Origin of the sequence: Mariprofundus sp. NF, from assembly GCF_013387455.1 — a bacterium.
Classification (GTDB): Bacteria; Pseudomonadota; Zetaproteobacteria; order Mariprofundales; family Mariprofundaceae; genus Mariprofundus.
This window is the reverse complement of the sequence record NZ_VWNC01000004.1, coordinates 1-20,247: the sequence shown is the minus strand read 5'-3', so window position 1 is coordinate 20,247 and position 20,247 is coordinate 1. Positions and strand designations below refer to the sequence as shown.

Annotated in this window: 17 protein-coding genes and 1 pseudogene; 10 read left to right on the top strand and 8 right to left on the bottom strand. The window is 53.0% G+C overall.

Annotated features, from left to right (window positions below):
* The first annotated feature begins 48 nt into the window (after positions 1 to 48).
* The 7 genes from sppA to F3F96_RS06880 all read left to right on the top strand — a co-directional run bounded on the left by sppA (position 49) and on the right by F3F96_RS06880 (position 9,607).
* The gene (gene sppA / locus F3F96_RS06910; RefSeq protein WP_176962534.1) at positions 49 to 1,890 is read left to right on the top strand and encodes a signal peptide peptidase SppA; all 1,842 of its coding nucleotides are present in this window, start codon (positions 49 to 51) and stop codon (positions 1,888 to 1,890) included.
* A 55-nt stretch (positions 1,891 to 1,945) separates the two neighbouring features.
* The gene (locus F3F96_RS06905; protein ID WP_176962533.1) at positions 1,946 to 2,362 is read left to right on the top strand and encodes a hypothetical protein; all 417 of its coding nucleotides are present in this window, start codon (positions 1,946 to 1,948) and stop codon (positions 2,360 to 2,362) included.
* Between the two features lie 93 nt (positions 2,363 to 2,455).
* Entirely contained in the window at positions 2,456 to 3,793 is a 1,338-nt protein-coding gene (locus tag F3F96_RS06900) for a TolC family protein (RefSeq protein ID WP_176962532.1), read from the top strand.
* Positions 3,794 to 3,813: 20 nt separating this feature from the next.
* Positions 3,814 to 5,220, top strand: coding sequence for an efflux RND transporter periplasmic adaptor subunit (locus F3F96_RS06895; protein WP_176962531.1), 1,407 nt, complete (start codon positions 3,814 to 3,816; stop codon positions 5,218 to 5,220).
* 117 nt (positions 5,221 to 5,337) lie between these two features.
* On the top strand, positions 5,338 to 8,577 hold the full coding sequence (locus tag F3F96_RS06890) for an efflux RND transporter permease subunit (protein WP_176962530.1): 3,240 nt from the start codon (positions 5,338 to 5,340) through the stop codon (positions 8,575 to 8,577).
* On the top strand, positions 8,561 to 9,031 hold the full coding sequence (locus F3F96_RS06885) for a DUF411 domain-containing protein (protein WP_176962529.1): 471 nt from the start codon (positions 8,561 to 8,563) through the stop codon (positions 9,029 to 9,031). The genes F3F96_RS06890 and F3F96_RS06885 overlap by 17 nt, the downstream gene beginning before the upstream one ends.
* A gap of 9 nt (positions 9,032 to 9,040) precedes the next feature.
* On the top strand, positions 9,041 to 9,607 hold the full coding sequence (locus F3F96_RS06880) for a TlpA disulfide reductase family protein (protein WP_176962528.1): 567 nt from the start codon (positions 9,041 to 9,043) through the stop codon (positions 9,605 to 9,607).
* Positions 9,608 to 9,612: 5 nt separating this feature from the next.
* On the opposite strand, the gene F3F96_RS06875 is transcribed toward F3F96_RS06880, so the two are convergent.
* Together F3F96_RS06875 and F3F96_RS06870 are read right to left on the bottom strand one after the other, a co-directional pair.
* Positions 9,613 to 10,890: a PP2C family protein-serine/threonine phosphatase gene (locus F3F96_RS06875; RefSeq protein ID WP_176962527.1), complete on the bottom strand. Its 1,278-nt coding sequence runs from the start codon at positions 10,888 to 10,890 to the stop codon at positions 9,613 to 9,615.
* Between the two features lie 69 nt (positions 10,891 to 10,959).
* Positions 10,960 to 11,406: a helix-turn-helix domain-containing protein gene (locus F3F96_RS06870; RefSeq protein WP_176962526.1), complete on the bottom strand. Its 447-nt coding sequence runs from the start codon at positions 11,404 to 11,406 to the stop codon at positions 10,960 to 10,962.
* A 164-nt stretch (positions 11,407 to 11,570) separates the two neighbouring features.
* On the opposite strand from F3F96_RS06870, the gene F3F96_RS06865 reads away from it, so the two are divergent.
* Both F3F96_RS06865 and F3F96_RS06860 read left to right on the top strand, forming a co-directional pair.
* A complete protein-coding gene (locus F3F96_RS06865) occupies positions 11,571 to 12,077 on the top strand; it encodes a PaaI family thioesterase (RefSeq protein ID WP_241697710.1) in 507 nt (168 codons plus the stop codon).
* Entirely contained in the window at positions 12,067 to 12,660 is a 594-nt protein-coding gene (locus F3F96_RS06860) for a 2-hydroxychromene-2-carboxylate isomerase (RefSeq protein WP_176962525.1), read from the top strand. Before F3F96_RS06865 ends, F3F96_RS06860 begins: the two co-directional genes overlap by 11 nt.
* Before the next feature lie 464 nt (positions 12,661 to 13,124).
* Here the strand turns inward: F3F96_RS06860 and F3F96_RS06855 are convergent, their stop codons facing one another.
* The 5 genes from F3F96_RS06855 to F3F96_RS06835 all read right to left on the bottom strand — a co-directional run bounded on the left by F3F96_RS06855 (position 13,125) and on the right by F3F96_RS06835 (position 17,563).
* Positions 13,125 to 13,514 carry a Rieske 2Fe-2S domain-containing protein gene (locus tag F3F96_RS06855; RefSeq protein ID WP_176962524.1) on the bottom strand — a complete coding sequence of 130 codons (390 nt, stop codon included), beginning with the start codon at positions 13,512 to 13,514 and terminating at the stop codon, positions 13,125 to 13,127.
* Positions 13,515 to 13,648: 134 nt separating this feature from the next.
* The gene (locus F3F96_RS06850) at positions 13,649 to 14,782 is read right to left on the bottom strand and encodes a hypothetical protein (protein ID WP_176962523.1); all 1,134 of its coding nucleotides are present in this window, start codon (positions 14,780 to 14,782) and stop codon (positions 13,649 to 13,651) included.
* Entirely contained in the window at positions 14,782 to 15,786 is a 1,005-nt protein-coding gene (locus F3F96_RS06845) for a hypothetical protein (protein ID WP_176962522.1), read from the bottom strand. Before F3F96_RS06845 ends, F3F96_RS06850 begins: the two co-directional genes overlap by 1 nt.
* Positions 15,786 to 16,775, bottom strand: a complete 990-nt coding sequence (gene hemB, locus F3F96_RS06840) for a porphobilinogen synthase (RefSeq protein ID WP_176962521.1) — start codon at positions 16,773 to 16,775, stop codon at positions 15,786 to 15,788. The genes F3F96_RS06845 and hemB overlap by 1 nt, the downstream gene beginning before the upstream one ends.
* Before the next feature lie 14 nt (positions 16,776 to 16,789).
* Positions 16,790 to 17,563, bottom strand: a complete 774-nt coding sequence (locus F3F96_RS06835) for a uroporphyrinogen-III synthase (protein WP_176962520.1) — start codon at positions 17,561 to 17,563, stop codon at positions 16,790 to 16,792.
* A gap of 273 nt (positions 17,564 to 17,836) precedes the next feature.
* Between F3F96_RS06835 and recQ the strand changes: the two genes are divergently transcribed.
* Positions 17,837 to 20,005 carry a DNA helicase RecQ gene (gene recQ, locus F3F96_RS06830; RefSeq protein WP_176962519.1) on the top strand — a complete coding sequence of 723 codons (2,169 nt, stop codon included), beginning with the start codon at positions 17,837 to 17,839 and terminating at the stop codon, positions 20,003 to 20,005.
* 149 nt (positions 20,006 to 20,154) lie between these two features.
* Here recQ and F3F96_RS12705 read toward each other — a convergent pair.
* Positions 20,155 to 20,247: pseudogene (locus F3F96_RS12705) on the bottom strand (integrase); the annotation flags it as partial.

Here is a 20,247-nt window from a genome sequence, read left to right as displayed (position 1 = left end):
ACTGCTACGCTAGCCGTATCACGCAGCGATTAAGAAGGAACTGAAACCATGAGAAAATTCTTCAGCACATTGATGACCTGGCTTGACCGCTTTCGCCGGATTCTGGTCAACGGCTTCTTCCTTATTTTTATTCTTATCTTCATTCTGGCCGTGACAAGCGAGCAGGCCTCTGTGCCCAATGATGCAGCGCTGGTGATTAATCCGACGGGTAAAATTGTTGAAGAGCTGGAGTTGCCATCATCGGCGTTGCTGCCCAGCGGCTTGAATGTCTCTGCCCCGAATCAGACCAACCTGCATGATCTTACTGCCTCGATCCGTTTTGCCGCCTCTGATCCGCGCATTCGCCTGATGGTGCTTAAGCTGGATCAGATGGAGGCGACCTCACTGCCCAAGCTGCAGGAGATCAGATCGGCCATCGAAGATTTCAAGAAGAGCGAGAAGATGGTGATCGCCATTGGCCCGAACTACAGTCAGTCGCAATACTATCTGGCTGCTACAGCCGATCAGGTGTTCCTCAACCCACTCGGTGTCGTAGCCATCTCCGGCTTCAGTGTCTACCGCAACTACTTCAAAGATCTGCTGGCCAAACTGAATATCGATGTACAACTGTTTAAGGCGGGCGAATATAAATCTGCGGTGGAGCCGCTGGTTCGCAATTCGATGTCGGATGCTGATCGCCGGGCCAACAAGCAGGTGATTGATCTGCTCTGGAGTGAGTACAAACAGGATCTGGCGGCCATGCGTGATCTAAAGGAGGACCGACTGCAGACGGTGCTGGACAGACCCTCAGAATTTCTTGCGCAGCACAACAACAGTCTTGCCGAATTGGCCAAGGCCGAAGGGTTAGTTGATGCACTGGCTGATTATGGCGATATTGAGAATTACATCTCCGGAGCCATGGGCCATCAAGCAGGTGAATACCCATTTATTGAGTTGCAGCACTATATGGCGGCAGCCAGCAGCGAAGAGCCGCCTGCCAAGAAGGATCGCGTAGGTATTATCACTGCCAGCGGCATGATTTTAGATGGCAAACAGCCCCCGGGAACAGTAGGTGGTGCAACCATGGCTGAGATGCTGGCACAGGCGCGCAAGGATCCCAATATCAGAGCAGTTGTGATTCGTGTGGATAGTCCCGGTGGCAGCGCCCAGGCCTCCGAGGTGATTCGTGCCGAGGTCAAACGACTGCAGGCAAGCCGTAAGCCGGTCATCGTATCAATGGGCAGTGTCGCCGCCTCAGGTGGTTACTGGTTATCGGCACCGGCTGATGAGATATGGGCATCCCCTACCACCATTACCGGCTCTATTGGCGCCTTCGGTGTATTGGCTAATGTCAGCAGAGGGCTGAACGAGCTAGGTGTTCATACAGACGGACTGGGCACAACCTCCGTTGCTGCCGGTATTCGCGGTGATCGTGCCCTGCCTGAAGAGTTGAGCCGGGTGATGCAGCTCTCCATCGAATTTATCTATCACCGTTTTCTGCAGGTCGTTTCAGATGGCAGAAAAATGCCAATAGAGAAAGTTGCAGAGGTGGCTGAGGGACGTGTCTGGAGTGGTAAAGATGCGCTGCGCCTTGGTCTGGTTGATGCGCTCGGAAGTTTCGATGATGCGGTTGCCGCAGCGGCGAGACGGGCCAATCTGGAGAGTTATAGCAGAGTCTGGATTGAGCAGCCGATGGGACTGCGTGAGATGCTATTGGTGAAACTGTTCGGCAATGCCAACAGCTATGTATCAGGAATCTTTTACGGACTGGAGCGGAAACTGCTGGCACTGACAGGCGTGCATCTGCCTGCGCAATCGCTCCGGCATATGGGCCAACTGGCAGAGATGATCGGCCTCTCTGATCGCCATCCGAGCATATTCGCCATCTGCAATGTGGAAGTAACACCATAAGAAAGAAGAACAATTTTCATTGTCTGTTCATCTTTGTCAGCGTAACTTGAGGCGCATGTTGAATCGAAAACTGCATATGCGAGGCATTTCCCGACTGATGGTCGGTCTGTTTGCCATGCAGCTTTTTGCAGCTGGATTCTGCCTGATGATTCCGCAAGCTCACGCCATGCCGATGAGTATGGAAGTTTCACATGCAGCCGAGATGGGGGCTGAGCACTGTGCGGAACCGATGCAGAGCGCAGACACCGACATGCAGCACACCGCCTGCAACCACTGCGATCAGCCCGATGAGTTATGGCAGAACAGCAAACTCTCTATTGATGCCGACAACTCATTTATCACCCTTGTTTATGCAGAACTTCTATCCATTTCTGTTGCTCAACCCGCTTTAATCCTCACTTCGCTGGTTCCGACAGGGCCGCCGAGAAGCTCCTCCCTTATCTACACAACCACACAACGCATTCGTATTTGATCAACCCTTTTTGCTGATGCCCAAGCCCGTACGGGTTTGGGATTGTGCTGTCGTTTCCGGCTTGCACATGAAAAAATTTAGCAAGGGGCATATATGCATATCCTCAAAACCGGCTGGTTGCTGCCAGCACTTCTTAGTTGTACCACGGTGGCTTTTGCGACAACGCCACTGACGCTGAAACAGGCAGAGCAGATGGCGCTGCAAAACAATCCCGGGCTGCATGCTCAGGGGCAGCAGGCAGAAGCGATGCGGGCGATTCCGGCGCAGGTGGGCTCACTTCCCGACCCTGTACTTAGCCTGAATGCCATGAATCTGCCGGTCGACTCCTTCTCCACCTCTCAGGAAAATATGACGCAGATGCAGGTGGCTTTTTCACAGGCACTGCCATTTCCCGGCAAGCTTGGCTTGAGGCAGCAGGCCGCTGAGCAGTTGGCCGCAGCTGCAGCCAGCGACAGTGAAGAGTTTCGCCTGCTGCTGTTGCGCCATGTGCGTCTGCGCTGGTGGAACCTTGCCTATCTGGAACGGGCTCTGGAGACGGTGCAGCACAACCAGGTGATGCTGCGTCATCTGGTGCGGGTGGCAGAAGCCAAGTATAAAACCGGTGGCGGATTGCAGCAGGATGTATTGCTGGCGCAGCTTGAACTCTCCAAGCTACTGGAGCGTGAACTCTCCCTGAAATCAGATCATCTGCGTGAACAGGCTGAACTCAACAGACTGCTTGGTCGGGGTAGCAGAGAGGCGATTGATCTGCCTGAATCCCTTCCGGAGCACGCTGAAACCCCTGTTGATATTGTGGCGCTGAAACGCTGGGCTGAAGAGCATCGGCCACTGCTGACCGGTTTTGAGCAACGCATCGCGGCAGCGGAGAGTATGGTTTCGCTGGCCGAGAAAGATTATTACCCCGATTTCAAACTGGCTGCAGCTTATGGTTTCCGGCAGGGCATTAATCCGGCGAATCGCCAGTCGCGCCCCGATCTGGCGTCACTAAGCCTGTCGTTCAATATGCCGTTTAACAGTGGTGGCAAGCAGGACCGGGCGGTTGATCAGCGCAGGGCAGAGAAAGAGCGGGCCCGCCTGTCAAAGCAGGATGCGGTGAATCAGGTTCATGCAGAAATTGATATCGCTGCCGCAGAGCTGGCTATGGCGCTGGAGCAGTTATCCCTGTTTCGGCACGGTATTATTCCGCAGGCGCGCCAGACCACCGCTTCTATGCTGGCCGGATACCAGGTGAATAAGGTCGATTTCCTTAATCTGGTTCGTGCCCGCCTCAACGAATTCAATAACGATATCCAGTATTGGCATCTCTACGCCCGCGCCGGCCAAGCACAGGCCCGGCTTGCTGCAGCATCGGCAAAGGAGCAAGCGGTACCTCAGGCGCAGCGCGATAGCGTTTTTGGGCAAACAACAGTTGAGATGGGGAGTCTCCGATGAATGCAAAAAATATAATGATCATGCTCTTAGTATTGATAGTGGGTCTCTGCGTTGGATATCTGTTGCCGGGCAGTTCGACGAACGACAACAGGGAGCAGGTCAGTCGTGGCGACGGCCCCTGTTCTGGCGGAGCGGAAGCATTCGCCTGGCGCAATCCAATGAATCCGGCCATCACCTCCCCTGTGTATACGCAGGATGAGATGGGCATGGATTACCTGCCGATTTGCGCTGACGGGGAACGGGATACTGGATCGGCGGGAACCGTAAGCATCGATGCGACCATGGTGCAGAACATCGGCGTGCGTACGGTGTTGGCTGAGAAGAGAACGATCTCCCGCGATATCCGCACAGTTGGTCGCGTCACCTTTGATGAGCAGCGGGTGGCGCGCTTGCATCCCAAGGTTGAGGGGTGGGTGGAGAAGCTGTTCGTCCAGAAAACCGGTGAGCTGGTGGCTAAAGGCACCATGCTGCTGGCGATCTATTCGCCGCAGCTGGTGGCCAGTGGTGAAGAGTATCTGTTGGCGCTGAAAAATTGGCAGCAGTTGAAGGACAGCCCGTTTGCCGATGTCAGGGAGGGGGCAAAACGACTACTGCAGAGCTCTCTTGATCGGCTCAAGCTGCTTGATGTGCCGGAGCACCAGCTTAAAGAGATTCGCGACAGTGGTATCGTGCCCAAAGCACTGCATATCCATTCGCCGTTCGATGGCGTTGTGATGAAAATCGGAGCCCGCGAAGGCAGCCGTATCACCCCGGATATGGAACTGTATATGGTCGCCGATCTCTCTCGCATCTGGGTGCAGGTTGATGTCTATGAGGATGAACTGCCGTGGGTGCAGCTTGGAGATGAGGCCGAGATGCGCCTGCCATCTGTGCCCGGGCGCATTTTCAAAGGGCGGCTGAGTTACATCTACCCCTATCTAGAAGGCAAAACCCGCACCAACAAGGTGCGTATCGAGTTTGATAATGCCGATCTGATGCTGAAACCGGATATGTTTGCCACCATCACACTGAAAGCATCACGCACGGTGAATGCCGTTGCGATACCAAGCGAGGCGATTGTGCGCACCGGAGCCCGTGAGCAGGTGTTTGTGCAGCGCGAGCCGGGCAAGTTTGAACCACGTGAAGTGGTGGTTGGATTGCAAGCCGATGGTCAGGTTCAGATTATTTCCGGCCTTATGGCAGGTGAAAGGGTGGTCACCAGCAGCCAGTTTTTGATCGATTCGGAATCCAAACTGAAAGAGGCGACTGCCAAGATGCTCGAAACCGGCAGTCAGCCAGCGACGGCCCCACACTCCGGCATGCAAATGGATGAGCAAGCTGCTCCGAAGTCGAAAGTGATGGATCACGAGGGCCATGATATGGGTAATATGCAGATGCCTGCCAGTCAGCCTGATCATTCACACATGCACGGAGATCATCATGACTAATCGTTTTTCCTCTGTGTCCTTCGTGTCCTTTGACTCGGGGCATCCATGCCCCTTGCCCTGCGGGCGGCCTTTGGCCGTCCAAACGGCTGTCCTGCCCTTTTGTGTGGTGAAAAAATCATGATTAAGAAACTTATTGAAGCTTCGGTTAAGAACCGTTTTCTGGTGCTGGTTGCGACCGTCATCATTGTCATTGCAGGCATGCAGGCGATGCGCGTCATGCCGTTGGATGCGATCCCCGATCTCTCTGATGTACAGGTCATTGTATTTACCGATTATGCCGGTCAGGCACCGCAGGTGGTTGAGGATCAGGTCACCTATCCGCTGACCACGGCGATGCTTTCTGTACCGCATACCAAGGTGGTGCGCGGTTACTCCTTCTTCGGTTTCTCAATGGTCTATGTCATTTTCGAAGATAAAACAGATATCTACTGGGCACGCACACGGGTGCTTGAATATCTCAATTATGCTCGTGACCGCCTGCCTGCCTCCGTTTCGCCAAAGCTTGGGCCCGATGCCACCGGTGTCGGCTGGATCTATGAGTATGTCCTGGTCGATAAATCCGGTAATCATGATCTGGCTCAGCTCAGGACGCTGCAGGACTGGTATATGCGCTATCCGCTGCAGACAGTCGAAGGGGTGGCAGAAGTCGCCTCTATAGGTGGTTTTGTGAAGCAGTATCAGGTCGAAGTTGATCCTGATGCACTGGCCGCCTTCAATATTCCCCTCTCCAAAGTGAAACATGCCATTGCACGCAGTAATAATGATGTCGGTGGTCGCCTGGTCGAGATGGGCGAAACCGAATATATGGTGCGCGGTCTGGGTTATATCCGCTCCATCCATGATCTGGAGATCACCCCGATTGGTGTGGATGCACACGGCACACCGATCTTTCTCAAGCAGGTGGCGCATGTGCATCTGGGGCCGGAGCTGCGGCGCGGTGCTGCTGATCTCAATGGAGAAGGTGAAGTGGCCGGTGGCGTAGTGATCATGCGTTACGGTGAGAATGCACAGGCCACCATAGAAAAAGTACGAGAAAAGCTCGATGAGCTGACCAGAGGGTTGCCCGAGGGGGTGGAGATTCTGCCGGTCTATGATCGCGGTGATTTGATAGAGCGGGCCGTGGATAACCTGACTGAAAAACTGATCGAGGAGTCGATCGTTGTGGCGCTGATCTGCCTGCTCTTCCTGATGCATGCGCGCAGTGCGCTGGTGGCCATCATCTCGCTACCTGTTGGTATTCTGATGGCCTTCCTGATTATGCAGTGGCAGGGCATCTCGGCCAATATCATGAGTCTGGGAGGCATTGCCATTGCCATCGGTGCGATGATTGATGGGGCCATCGTGATGATAGAGAACGGCCATAAACATCTGGAGCGGGCGGTTCATGAAAAGCAAAACCTTTCACCACGAAGGCACGAAGATACAAAGAAAACCAATGAACAAATTGATTTGACCACGAGTGAGCGCTGGGCCGTTATGCTTGCCTCTTCAAAAGAGGTGGGGCCAGCACTGTTCTTTTCACTGCTAATTATCACGGTCTCTTTTCTGCCGGTGTTTACACTGCAGGCGCAGGAGGGGCGTCTGTTTGCACCGCTGGCTTTTACTAAAACTTACGCCATGGCAGCAGCAGCGTTGCTTGCCGTGACACTGGTGCCGGTGCTGATGGGGCTGTTTATCCGTGGGCGCATTCCATCCGAAGATCAGAATCCGCTGAACCGCGTAGTGAAGAAGCTGCACAGGCCGCTGTTGGCACTGGCTGTGCGTCTGCGTGGTTTAACGCTCATGCTGGCCGTGCTTCTGCTTGCTGTGACTGCCTATCCGGTGATGAAAACCGGTTCGGAGTTTATGCCGTCGCTGGATGAGGGGGATATCCTCTATATGCCAACCACCTACCCCGGCATCTCCATCACCAAGGCGCGCGAGCTATTGCAGCAGACCGATAAAATCCTCAAGACCTTTCCTGAAGTCGAGTCGGTGTTCGGCAAGGTTGGACGTGCAGAAACAGCAACCGATCCGGCACCGCTCTCGATGCTGGAGACAACCATCCGTCTGAAAGCGAAGGAATTATGGCCTGATCCTGCTAAAACCACGCGCCAGCTGATGGATGAGATGAATGTCGCAATTCAATTTCCAGGGCTTGCCAATGCCTGGACCTATCCGATCAAAACGCGCATCGATATGTTATCCACGGGCATCAAAACACCGATTGGCATCAAGGTGTCCGGCCCGGATCTGCAGGTGTTGGAGCAGGTGGCCGGGCAGATCGAGCGGGCGGTGAAAACACACCCGGATACACTCTCCTCGTTTGCCGATAAAGCGGCAGGCGGTTACTACCTCGATTTCGATATTAAACGTGAGGCGGCAGCCCGTTACGGGCTGACTGTCGGTGATGTGCAGGATGTGATCTCCAGTGCCATCGGTGGCATGAATGTCACCACCACCATTGAGGGGCTTGAGCGTTATCCGGTGAATGTGCGTTACCCGCGTGAGTTGCGTGACAACCTGCAGTCACTCAAGCGTGTATTGGTGCCGACACCGACCGGTGCGCAGGTACCGTTGTCTCTGGTTGCTGATCTGCAGCTGCGCCGCGGCCCGCCATCAATCAAAACCGAGGATGCACGCCCCAATGCCTGGGTCTATGTTGATATCACAACCAGCGATATTGGCGGTTTTGTTGAGCAGGCCAAAGAGATTGTTGATAGAGAGGTGAAGATTCCTGCCGGTTATACGGTTAGCTGGTCCGGTCAGTTCGAGTACATGCAACGGGCCACAGAGAGGTTGAAGATGGTGATTCCGGCAACGCTGCTCATTATCTTGCTGCTGCTCTGGCTTAATTTCCGCAATATGATGGCACCACTGACGGTGATGCTCTCCATCCCCTTTGCTTTGATTGGCGGCTTCTGGCTGGTCTGGTTGCTCGGTTACAATATCTCTGTTGCTGTAGCCGTCGGTTTTATTGCACTGGCCGGTGTGGCAGTTGAGATCGGCGTGCTGGTGCTCACTTTTATCGATCAAGCCGTGGCACATAAAAGGGCGGAAGCAATCGGCCCACTAAGCCCTGAGCAGTTGTGGCAGGCGGTGCAGGAGGGTGTGGGCAGACGGGTGCGCCCGATTGCTATGACGGCCACGGCAGTGATTGCAGGCCTTTTGCCGATTATGTGGGGTTCAGGCACAGGTTCCGATGTCATGCAACGTATCGCAGCACCGATGATTGGTGGCATGGTTACCACTACGATACTCTGTCTGATTGTGTTACCCGTTGTTTATGGCCTGCTGCTTCAATGGCAGCATGCGCCAACTTCGATCAGTTCTCAGGACGAGTTTTCAAACAGGAGCAGTGATGAAACTAAATCTTAAAAATGGACGTGTGGGCGGTTTTCTACTCGCAGCTGTTGCTGCACTGCTTATATCGTGCAACGCAAGCGAGCCGGTTATGGCTACAGAAATCACCATGTACAAGGATCCCAATTGTGGTTGCTGCGGAGCGTGGGCCAAGCATCTGCAAGCGGAAGGTTTCTCTGTTACAGAGGTGTTAAGTGATGATATGGATGCGATCAAGGCCAAGTATGGTGTGGCAGCGAAACTGGCCTCCTGCCATACAGCACTTATTGATGGTTATATCATTGAGGGCCATGTGCCTGCTGATGATATCAAACGCCTGCTTAAAGAGCGGCCTGCTGTGGTTGGTCTGACTGCACCGGGCATGCCGATGCAGTCACCCGGCATGCAGGCAGAGGGTCTGCCGGCGAAAAACTACGATGTTCTAAGTTTTGAAAAAGACGGTAAAACTACCGTTTATCACGCCTACTAGGGGTTTTTGATGTCATTTCGTATGAAAAGCGGTTCATTTGCGTTGATGCTGGCGATTTTGTTGGGGCTCTCTGCCTGTAGTGAAGAGGCCGCTCCGGTAGCCACGAAAGGTGAGAAGATGCCCAACTTTCCGATGATGTCGCTCTCCGGCGAAGTGGTTGATAGTGATAAGTTGTTTGCCGGTAAGGTGGTGGTGTTCAATGCCTGGGCGACCTGGTGCCCGCCATGTCGTAAGGAGATGCCTGATCTGGTAGCACTCTCCAGCCTGCTGCCCGCCGACAAGTTTCTGGTAGTTGGCCTCTCTGTGGATAACAACCTTGAAGATGTGAAGACATTTGTTGATGAAGAGCATGTTACCTTTCCGATGTACTGGGATGAGGGCGGCTCTAAAATTGCCAGTCGTATTCTCAGATCATTCCGCTTTCCAGAGACCTATATTCTTAATGCCGAAGGTGTGATCGTAGAAAAGGTGGCCGGTGCATTTCCCTGGGCATCACCTGAGATCATCTCAATTCTTAAGGTTATTCAGCGAACAGGTAAGGTTCCGGCTGTCGAGCAGCCTGCATCGGCGCTCTAATTTACTCAGCTTCTACCCAGAATCAGTAGCGTAATATCATCACTCTGGCTGGCCTGATCAGTAAAAGCCTGAATGCGCTCGGTGATAAACTCCATGCATGCCTCTGGTGTGTCAGGGCACTCACCTAACCAGGCCAGCAGTCTGCCTGCACCAAGCATGATGTGATCGCTGTTGCGCGCTTCGGTGATGCCGTCGGTATAGAGCAGAACCATCTCTCCGGGCTCCAGTACCAGCCGTGTGAAATCGTAATTGGCATCGAGGATGATACCTGCGGGCGGGCCTGATGCCTCATCGTGCTGCCAGATGTTCTGATCGAGTATATGTATCGGTGGCAGATGGCCTGCATTGGCAATCTCAAGCTCACCGCTTTTTGGATCGAGAATCATCAATATCAGGCTGACAAACATGCCATTTTTGGCTTTTCTGCAGAGTGAAATATTAAAGCGGTTGAGAATGGATGCTGCTGTGCCGCCGTGGGTCAGTTCCATGCGCAGATCACTGAGTACAGTCGACATGATCATGGCTGCCGACACACCTTTGCCTGAAATATCTCCGATCAGGTAGGCGGTACGCCCATCCTGCAGCTGAACGGTATCGTAGAAGTCTCCACCCACCTCAAATGCCGAGCTCATATGACATGCGACCTGATAACCATCGATCTGCGGCATCTCATTGGGCAGGAACGACTCCTGAATGGATTTGGCCAGTTCAAGGTCGTGTTGCAGCAATTGCTGTTGCATGAGCCGTTCATGGATGCGGGCATTGTCGATGGCGATCGCCACCATCTGTACCAGCGACTCCATCAACCGCTCATCCGCAGCAGTGAAATCACCATCCTCACGATTGATCACCTGGCTGATACCGATCAGTTTACCGTGGGCAATCAGTGGTGTGCAGATCATGTTGCGGGTGATGAAGCCTGTTTCGCTATCAAATTCGGAGTTAAAGCGGGGGTCTGCATAAACGTCTGTCAGACGCACGGTCTGCAGGTTCTCAGCTGCCCAGCCTGCAATGCCGCTGCCTTTGGGGAGGCGGCAGATCTCTTTGAGTTGATCTTCTTTTTCACCGGAGCAGGCGTGAAATACCAGTTCGCCACTCTTCTCATCATAGAGAAATAGCGAGCAGCTCTCCGCCTGCATTAGTGACTGGGTAATCTCCATGATCTGCTTGAGCAGTGGTCCAAGCTTCAGCTCACCGGCTATCAACTGGTTGATCTTCAGAGCAGTACGCAGCCGCTCATTATCTTTTCTGAAGTGCTCCAGTAGCTCGGTTTCCCTGTTCAATTCCCCTTCCCCTGTTTGGCCATTCTCTGTCCAGGCAAAAAATATGATAATACGTTTGTGCTCGCTGTGCTATTGCTCACGTTTGCCCGGCCTGATGCGGGCTGGTGTCACAGTGCCTTCACAATGGCTGCAGATCAGCTTGGTATCCAGTGGCTGGCCGCAATCGCTATGGATAAGCAGAGCGCCCTGTTCACCGTCGCTGAACAGCCAGCGGTTGCTCCAGCTCTGCATGGCAACCAGTACCGGAAAAAAGTCGCGCCCCTTGGCAGTCAGTTGGTATTCAAAGCGTGGCGGCCGCTCCTGATAGGGCACACGAGTGAGCATTTCGGCCTCTACAAGCGAGCTTAATCGCTGCGATAGTACCTTTTTGGAGATGCCGAGATGTTTCTGCAGGCCGTCAAAACGCCTGACACCGTAAAAGAGATCCCGTAGAATGAGAAAACTCCAGCGCTCACCGGTTATATCCAACAGGCGTGTGATGGGGTCCAGAGATGAGGTCGATGGTTCGCTGCTCATGGTGTTACTATAGCAGGTTGCAAAAAGAAACCTACTATATGCCATCGGTTTCTATTAGAAACTAACATGACTTAGAAGGTAACCAATAGAAACTTAATAGGTGTTGTTGGTTTCTATTATATACCAAGCTGGTCGTTCAGCCACGTTTCAGAGGAGGAAAAGCATTGCGCCGTAGTAATTTACACCTGTTAGCCAAAATGCATTGGCTCTCTGATCGCAGGCGATTTGAGCTGTTTCCGCCCTTTTTCCTGATGCGGGCCAAGATAGAGGAGCTGGCCGAGGATTGGCGCAGTGTGCGTATTCGCCTGCCGCTGAACTGGGTCTCAGCCAATGCCGCAGGTAATATGTATGGCGGATATCAGGCCAGCCTTGCCGATCCGATCCCCTCTCTGGCCTGTCTGAAACGGTTCCCCGGTTACCGGGTGGCCACCAAAAAGCTAGTGGTTGATTTTATTCGCGTCGGTAGTTCAGATCTTACCCTGCACTTTGATTTTGATGAGGCTCAGTTTCACGAGATTGAACAGGAGCTGAAAGAGAGTGGTCGTTCCACCCCTACCTTTGAGATGCAGTTCACACGCGAGGATGGAAAAGTGTGTACACGCATCCTCAATACCGTCGCCATTCGCCCCGAGGGTTATGTCGCGCCACATGAGGATCACGATGACAAGTAATGGGAATCGTCCTGTAGTCGACTTCTATTTCGACTTCATCAGCCCATACAGCTATCTGGCGGCGACACAGATGCCCGCTTTTGCCGAGAAGCATGCGGTGGAGGTCAACTGGCTGCCACTCAATCTGCCGCGACTGATGAGCCTCTCCGGCAACGTTTCACCTGCTACCATTAAAAACAAAGCGATCTACTCCCTTCGTGATCTCAAGCGCTGGGCCGCATATCTGGACGTGCCCTTCAAAATGATCCGACCCGGCACCTTCGACAGCCGCCCTGCCCTGCGCATTGCCGGAGCACTTCATGGCAGTGATCGTGCGACTTTCTGCCTGGCCGCCTTCGAATCGATCTGGTCAGGAGCTGTTGATCCAACTGCAGGGGATTGTCTAGAACAGGTTGTCTCTCTAAAAGAGTTGCCCGACGAATGGTTACAGCTAAAAAACGAAGATTTTGAACCCAATACCCATGCCGCACTCAAAGCCGGCGCGTTTGGTGTCCCCAGCTTCATCCTTAAGAAAGAGAGAGGCCGCCCAGAACTCTTCTTCGGTGTTGATCATATGGACTTTCTTTCCCGCGCCTGTGAATAAATCTAAATGACTTTTTGCGAGGCAAAACCGGATGGTTGGAAAGGCTTAGCTAAATATCAATCGAGTCTGACCCCATCGATCCCATGCAGCCAAGAGTGGATATTAAAGTATTGAAAAAAGTCTAATTGGTTGATGGGATTTACTTACAGTGCAAGTCCCATAAGGGGTCTGAATGCCTACTATAAGATTTCCGGTCAATAATATATCCATCGGGGCAAAGGCGGTTCTTTTTCAGCTCTTGTTCTAAAAGCTCGGTAACGAATTCATTTTCATCTTTCTCTGAGCTAGCAACCAAATGATAACCGGCATAAAAAGTGAATTTCTCTTTATCGAGCGACGTGATTAACTGGTAGTCGTAACGTACACAGCCCACAGTCAAAAACATTCCCAGAAACAAATATATAAAAAGCCTCAACTTACCCCCTGAATATTCATTATGAATATCCTCTGTGGGTCGGAAGTATTCACTCGGAGCCCTCAAGTTGTGAAGAGACCGGAACCTGAATCATGTATTCTAACTCATTGAATTCGAGAGGAGAGAGGCCCTTTTGTTGGCAGGGGCCGGAGAGGCAAACGCCGGTGAGGGGGTCGAAATGGGCGAAGTGGACGTGGCAGACAAGCTGTTTGCCATCCTCTGAGAAGAACTGGCCGGGAACCCAGTCCAGTGGCGCTCCTGCATGCGGGCAGCTGTTTTTCCAGGCGCGGTACTGGCCTTGATGGCAGATAAGAAAACCCTGTTCGGTGATATCGGCCTGCTCACCATTTGAGAGGCGGAGTCTGGCTTTGAGGTCAAAGCAGACCGCTTCACCCTCAGCCGGTTTCTCAACAGACTGCCAATCCTGTTGCTCACTCACATCTTCTCCTAATGTCTCAATGGTGAAATAAAACAGGCGGTTACCCGTCGGCAACCGCCTGACACCTCAAGAGAGGTGTTTATCTATCCTATTACTATTTTAGACGGTTATAGCCGGTTGTCAAAGTGGTGATATCAGGTTTCTAAAGCGCGCTTGTATGCGTTGGCAGCGCTCTCGAAATCACCTGATTCACTGTACCAGTGCGCAAGGCTCTGCCACGCATCAGCACTGTCCGCGGCTTCAGCCAGTGCAAGCATCTGTTCAAAAGCGAGACCGTCGAGTTTGGCGGCATGGGCAAGCTCTGCACGCAGCCAGCGCTCAGAGAAATTAAGCTCACTCTCTTTGCGTGACTCAAGTTTACGGTAGGCACGCAGGGCATCCTGTTTCTGACTACTGAGAAGGGCATCAGCGATATCAGGCGCGTCATGCTTCTCAAGGTGTGAGAACCAGAGGCGTGATGCTGTAGGCGCTTCACCGGAAACAATCAGACCCAAGCCATAAGCCAGCAATACATCGCTATCTTCCGGCAGCAGGCGGTATGCCTTACGCAGATGGGTCATGGCCTGTTCAGGTTCAACTTCAGAGAGTCTGATATAGGCCATGGCAAGGCGTGGTTTCACCGAATGGGCTGAGCGGTGTCCCTGTTTCCACTCCTCTTCAAGCAGTGAAACGAGACCGGGCCAATCCTCCTCCTCTTCAGCAATATCAGCTTTGCGGCTGATGGCCAGCGGAGCACCGGGGTGCAGATGCAGCCATGCATCGATATGGGCTTTGCGGGTCGATAGGTCAGGTTTCTGATGGACGGATGGATCAGTGGCAATGCGTGCAGCCAGTACCGTGACCAGTGCATCCTCATGCTCGCTCTGTGCATCCTGATCCTTGGCAGGAATAGCGAGCACTTTGAGCATATCCATTGTCCAGTCAGGCAGTACACCCTTGGCACGTTTAATCGATTTAATGCCAAAATCACCACGATTATCGAGCCACTGGGCCAAACCTTCACGCAGTTTCTTTTCACGACGTTTACGGCTGCCCATGCGAACCGAGCGCCAGACCGTGCCCGGGCCTGAGAAGATGGCGCCAACAATGGCGCGCAGCAGCCCGATAACAAGTAGCAGTGCAAACAGGGCGATGAGAAATGCGCCCTGGCGGGTTTCAAAGATCCAGCCGAAGGCTTCAAGGCGGAGATGCTGATCAGCTATATTGGGGAATGCGATCAGGGCAACAGCGGTTGCCAGTGCGATAATAAGCAGGAGAACAAGGCGCATTAATACTCTCCTTGAGGTCTCTGGGACCAGAGTCGGGCGCTTTCACGCAGGTTATGCAGATCTTTCTGAATGGCTGCGAAGTTCTCTGGCAGACCAAGATCGGTCGCGGTTTCACTGCTCTGACCACGCATCGCTTTGACCTGCAGCAGAAGCTCAGCATGCAGGCTCTGCCACTCACCATCACTCGGCCAGCGCTCCAGTGTTAACGAGCGTGATGCACTCAGCAGCCGTTCACGTAGAGAGCCGAGACGACGGGCCTCCTGCGTGGGTGCCTGACGCAGATGAAACTGACCGGTAATCCAGGCCAGCCACGGATGTTCAGGGGTAGGGATAATATCTTCATGCACCGGTGTGGCGAGTGCATCTGCCCATTTATGCAGTGAGGCCTGCCAGTCACGCAGACTCTGAACTGTGGCGCGAGCCAGCGACTGCATCGATTCTGCCTGGCTGCGCTGCTCGCTGCTTAGTCCGGGAAGCAGAGAGATCTCCTCCCAGGCCAGTTGAATTTGAGGTGCGCGGCTGGCTGGATCAGTGATCCAGCGCAGGCGTACCTGCAGGTTCATCTTCTGTTGCTCGATCAGGCCATCTTGCAGAGAGCGCTGTGATGCTTCCATGCTCTGCAGTTCGCTGCGCAGCTGCTCAATAGTCGAGAGCAGAGCCTCAGCCTCTGCAGATGCGGACACATTGATGCTTTCAGTGACCACTTCTGGTTCAACTTCTTCAGGCTCTGGGGCAGGTTGATAGAGAGGTTCGCTGGCCACAATTTCAGGCTCAGAGCTCTGCTGGCTGGCAAATTTGGTCTGCAGTGATTCGAGCAGCGGCATTAGCTGACCATTGGCGGCCAGTCCACCACCGATAATGATTAGAACCAGTAGGATGAAACCGGCAAACTTGGCCAGTCCGCCAGAGGATTTCTTCTCGCTGGCAGTCGTTTCAGATGGGGTGGCAGAGATAACGATCTCCGCCTCGCTCTTCTTCTCGGACATATCTTTTTCGTTCTCCATTATCCCTTATCTTCGTTCAGCCAGCGTGCTACGTCCAGTGCATGGTAGGATAGGATCAGATCAGCACCTGCACGTTTAAAGCTTAGCATAGTTTCCAGTACAACGCGCTTCTCATCGATCCAGCCATTGGCTGCAGCAGCTTTCACCATCGCATATTCACCCGATACATTGTACACCGCCATCGGCACATTGGTCGCATCTTTTACTTCGCGAATGATATCCATATAAGCCAGGCCGGGTTTGACCATCAGCATGTCGGCACCCTCTTCGATATCCAGCCACGCCTCTTTCAGCGCTTCGCGGCGATTGCCCGGATCCATCTGATAGGTGGCCCGATCACCAAAGCTTGGTGTGGAGTCGGCTGCATCGCGGAAGGGTCCGAAATAACCGGAGGCATATTTAACGGCATAGGACATAATGGGAATATTCTTGAAACCGGCCTCATCGAGCCCGTCGCGGATGGCCGAGATCATGCCATCCATCATGCCGGATGGCGCAACAATATCGACACCGGCTCTGGCATAGGAAGCGGCCTCCTTCTGCAGGTTGAGCAGCGTCTCATCATTATCGACATCTTCGCCATGCAATACGCCACAGTGGCCATGGTCGGTATATTCGCAGAAGCAGGTGTCAGCAATCACACAGGTGTCAGGGCTGGCTGCTTTGGCTGCACGGATCGCCTGCTGCACAATGCCGTTATCATCCCAACCACCGGAGCCGATGGCATCTTTTTCAGCCGGAATACCGAACAGGATAATGCCCGGAATGCCCAGGGCTGCGACCTGCTGAGTCATCTCGCCAACCATGGAGAGTGGAATACGGGAAACACCCGGCATACTTTTGACTTCGCGCGGAGAATCGATGGTCTCATCAACAAAGATCGGATAGATCAAATCGTCTGCAGAGAGTGTTGTCTCGCTCACCATTCGGCGCATGGTCGCGGTTCTGCGCAGGCGGCGGGGACGAACAATCAGATCAGGCAGGGACATTAGAGGGCACCTCTTCAGGAGTTAGATTCAAAATAGTTGCTCAAAGCAGCGAGCATGGAGTCAAAACTAGCGCTTTTTGCCACAACCTGCACGTGCAAGCCTAGCTGCTCGGTCTCTTCTGCCATCAGTTTGCTGATAGCGACCACAACAGGCCGATTGGCAAGTTCGCTGGAACCGATGCGCTGCAGGTAGTGGCGGGCGGTTTTTGTGCTGCCCAGAAGTACGGCATCAATCTCTCCCGCTTCAAGCAGGGCAACGGTTTTACCGGCATCATCATCAGGGCAGATGGTGCGGTAAGCCTTCACCGTTTTCACAACAATCTCCTGCTGCTCTAACACTTCAGCAAGCCTCTCTCTGCCCTCCTCTGCCCGGAAGAAGAGCAGCTGCTCAGGCATGCCATGTTCGCTATATGCGGTAATCAATCCATCCTGTGAAGCGATCTCGGGGATAATGTCGACACTGATATCCAGTGCTGTGAGTGCGGCTGCAGTTTTAGCGCCCACCGCTGCAATACGTTTGTCGGCCAGAGTGCTTTTCAAGGTGCGGTTATGCTCATGGCAGAAGCTGGCCAGGGCGAGCACACCATTGGCGCTGGTGAAGAGCAGATCACTGAACTCCGGTAGCATGGCGATGCCCTGCTTGAGCGCATCCGTGTTCACCTGCAGTTCAAGGCAGGGGAAAGGGATCGGCACAGCAGCACAGGCACGGACCATCGTCTCGATGCTGCCTAGCTGATGGGCAGCACGCGTTAGCAGAATACGTTTACCTTCAAGTGCAGATGAATCCATGTGTCTAATCATGCAATAAGTTCAATGGCTTCGCTACGCTGAATTGGTCAAAGACAGAGTATTAAGAGAGGCGTATGATGCCGTGCTCCACTCAAAACAGTTGCCAAGATTGCTAATCCGTGATGAAATAATAATAGGAAGCTGAAAATGGTAGTGATTTATCCCATGGACGGGCTCTCAAATTTACACTTACATTGAGTGATAAAGACCGGAAATTTCAGTTCCGGCATTAGACATGCAGCCTGGCAGATGGTCGGTTGCAAGAGGAAGGAAATGGCTACAAAGAAGGTAATAGAAGAAACCAGAAAAATTCTCAAGGACATATTTGGCTACGATGAATTTCGCCCTATGCAGGAAGAGATCATCTGTAACCTGATTGATGGCAAGGATGCCTTTGTCCTGATGCCAACCGGTGGTGGTAAATCAATCTGTTATCAGATCCCTGCCATTATGCGTGACGGTACGGGCATTGTTGTATCTCCGTTGATCTCTCTGATGAAAGATCAGGTGGATGCATTGACCGCCTGCGGTGTAAAAGCAGCTTATTACAACTCATCGCTGAAGGCCGCCGATGCCAAGGATGTGCTGGAGCGTTTTGAGTCCGGTAAACTTGATCTGCTTTACGTGGCGCCGGAGCGCCTGCTCTCGAAGAGTTTTCTGCAGAAGCTGGAGAAAATTAAAGTTTCTATGTTCGCCGTGGATGAGGCGCACTGTGTGTCGCAGTGGGGACACGACTTCCGTCCTGAATATGTCCGCTTGGGAGAGCTGCGCGAAATCTTCCCTGATGTGCCTATGCTGGCACTGACTGCAACGGCTGATGAACACACACGTGAAGATATCAGTGAACGTCTGCAGTTGACCAAAGCGCCGCGTTTTGTGGCCAGTTTTGATCGCCCGAATATCCGTTATCTGGTGGCTGAGAAACGTCAGCCACTGACTCAGATTTTGCAGTTTCTTGAGGGCTGGCCCAATGCCTCAGGTGTGATCTACTGCCTGTCGCGTAAACGGGTGGAGGATCTGGCCGTGAATTTGCAGCGCCACGGTATCAGTGCTGCTGCCTACCATGCTGGCATTCCGGGTCGCTCACGTGAAAAGGTACAGGATGATTTCCTGCGTGACCGTATCAAGGTGATTGTTGCGACCATCGCATTCGGTATGGGTGTGGATAAACCCAATGTCCGTTTTGTGATTCATCATGATCTGCCCAAGAGTATTGAGTCCTACTATCAGGAGACAGGACGAGCCGGCCGAGATGGACTGGAATCGGAAGCATTGATGTTGTATGGCTCCGGTGATGTGAATCTGGTGCGCCGTTTGATTGAGAATGTGGAAAACATTGATCAGCGCCGCGTTGAGGTGCACAAGCTTAACAGTATGGTCGCCTTCTCCGAGGCACTGACCTGTCGTCGTCGCGTGCTGCTGGGTTACTTTGGTGAAGCACTCGATGAGTCATGTGGTAACTGTGATATCTGTCTGGATCCACCAGCCACCTATGATGCGACTGAATTTGCCCAGGCTGCACTGGATTGCGTGCGCGAGGTCAAAGGCCATTTCGGCATGGGTTATATTGTCGATGTACTGCGCGGCTCTACCAATGCCCGTATCCGTGAACACAAACATGATAAGCTCAAGACCCACGGTACAGGTTCAGATCTCAATGCAGATGAGTGGACTTCTATCCTTCGCCAGCTCGTACATCACGGTTATTTTATCCAGGATGTTTCCAAGCGTGCTGCCATGCTGGCAACGAAAAAGGCCGAGCATATCGGCATCGGTGACCCGATCATTCTGGCCAAGTATCAGCCGGGTATTAAACGTCAGTTCAAGCGTTTAGGAACCCCTCGTGATGAGCCGCTGTTCAAGAAGCTGGTCAAACTCAGAGAGAGCATCGCCGAGAAAGAGGATCTGCCGCCACATGTGGTGTTCAGTGATGTGACGCTAACCGAACTCTCCCAGCGTAAACCGACCGATGATGATGCCCTGCGCACCATCAGTGGTGTCGGTCAGCGTAAACTTGAGGCTTATGGTGCTGCGTTCGTTAAGCAGATTAAGGATCATGTCGAGAAGTCCGATGGCGCGCTGGAAAATGTGGGCGGTAAGGATATTCCCAAGTTGATTGCCAAGGGGCCGGGGCTGACTGAAACGCAGACCTATACCCTGTCGCTGCAGCGTAAGGGAGGCATGTCGCTGGATGAGATTGCTGTTGAGCAGGGTGTTAGCCGGGCGACAGTACTCAAGCATTACGTGGCGATCATTCGTGCCGGTCAGTATATTGATGTGCCTGGTTTTATTGGAGAAAACTTCGAAACGATCATGGCTGAACTGGATGATGCCGATCCCTATGCATCACTGACTGAGATTAAACGTGATCTCACCGTTGATCTGGATAACGATGAGTTTCGTCTGATTCTGGCATGGCGAGAAGCAATCGGCGTCGCATAAGCTGCGATCAGGATGCGCCCATTCGGCGTTAAGAGTCGCTCATTTAGTGTTACTAAACTTCGCGTCTCTTGCCTTGACTGGACGCACCCCCTGCTCTACAGCGAAAGGTATTAGATGTCTCGTCCTAAAATACGTTGACGTTTTTTTATTCAAGCCGGCTGCCAATGGCAGTCGGCTTTTTTATGCACCTCTTCGGGTGTTTTCATTCCCAGGCTGAGGTGCGGCCTGAGTCGATTATATGC

Bases quoted from the DNA above. Each gene is read 5' to 3' on its own strand.
- F3F96_RS06885 (WP_176962529.1), top strand. From the start codon at position 8,561: ATGAAACTAAATCTTAAAAATGGACGTGTGGGCGGTTTTCTACTCGCA.
- F3F96_RS06845 (WP_176962522.1), bottom strand. From the start codon at position 15,786: ATGGAGAACGAAAAAGATATGTCCGAGAAGAAGAGCGAGGCGGAGATC.
- F3F96_RS06850 (WP_176962523.1), bottom strand. From the start codon at position 14,782: ATGCGCCTTGTTCTCCTGCTTATTATCGCACTGGCAACCGCTGTTGCC.
- sppA (WP_176962534.1), top strand. From the start codon at position 49: ATGAGAAAATTCTTCAGCACATTGATGACCTGGCTTGACCGCTTTCGC.
- hemB (WP_176962521.1), bottom strand. From the start codon at position 16,775: ATGTCCCTGCCTGATCTGATTGTTCGTCCCCGCCGCCTGCGCAGAACC.
- recQ (WP_176962519.1), top strand. From the start codon at position 17,837: ATGGCTACAAAGAAGGTAATAGAAGAAACCAGAAAAATTCTCAAGGAC.
- F3F96_RS06870 (WP_176962526.1), bottom strand. From the start codon at position 11,406: ATGAGCAGCGAACCATCGACCTCATCTCTGGACCCCATCACACGCCTG.
- F3F96_RS06900 (WP_176962532.1), top strand. From the start codon at position 2,456: ATGCATATCCTCAAAACCGGCTGGTTGCTGCCAGCACTTCTTAGTTGT.
- F3F96_RS06890 (WP_176962530.1), top strand. From the start codon at position 5,338: ATGATTAAGAAACTTATTGAAGCTTCGGTTAAGAACCGTTTTCTGGTG.
- F3F96_RS06860 (WP_176962525.1), top strand. From the start codon at position 12,067: ATGACAAGTAATGGGAATCGTCCTGTAGTCGACTTCTATTTCGACTTC.
- F3F96_RS06835 (WP_176962520.1), bottom strand. From the start codon at position 17,563: ATGGATTCATCTGCACTTGAAGGTAAACGTATTCTGCTAACGCGTGCT.
- F3F96_RS06905 (WP_176962533.1), top strand. From the start codon at position 1,946: ATGTTGAATCGAAAACTGCATATGCGAGGCATTTCCCGACTGATGGTC.
- F3F96_RS06895 (WP_176962531.1), top strand. From the start codon at position 3,814: ATGCTCTTAGTATTGATAGTGGGTCTCTGCGTTGGATATCTGTTGCCG.
- F3F96_RS06880 (WP_176962528.1), top strand. From the start codon at position 9,041: ATGTCATTTCGTATGAAAAGCGGTTCATTTGCGTTGATGCTGGCGATT.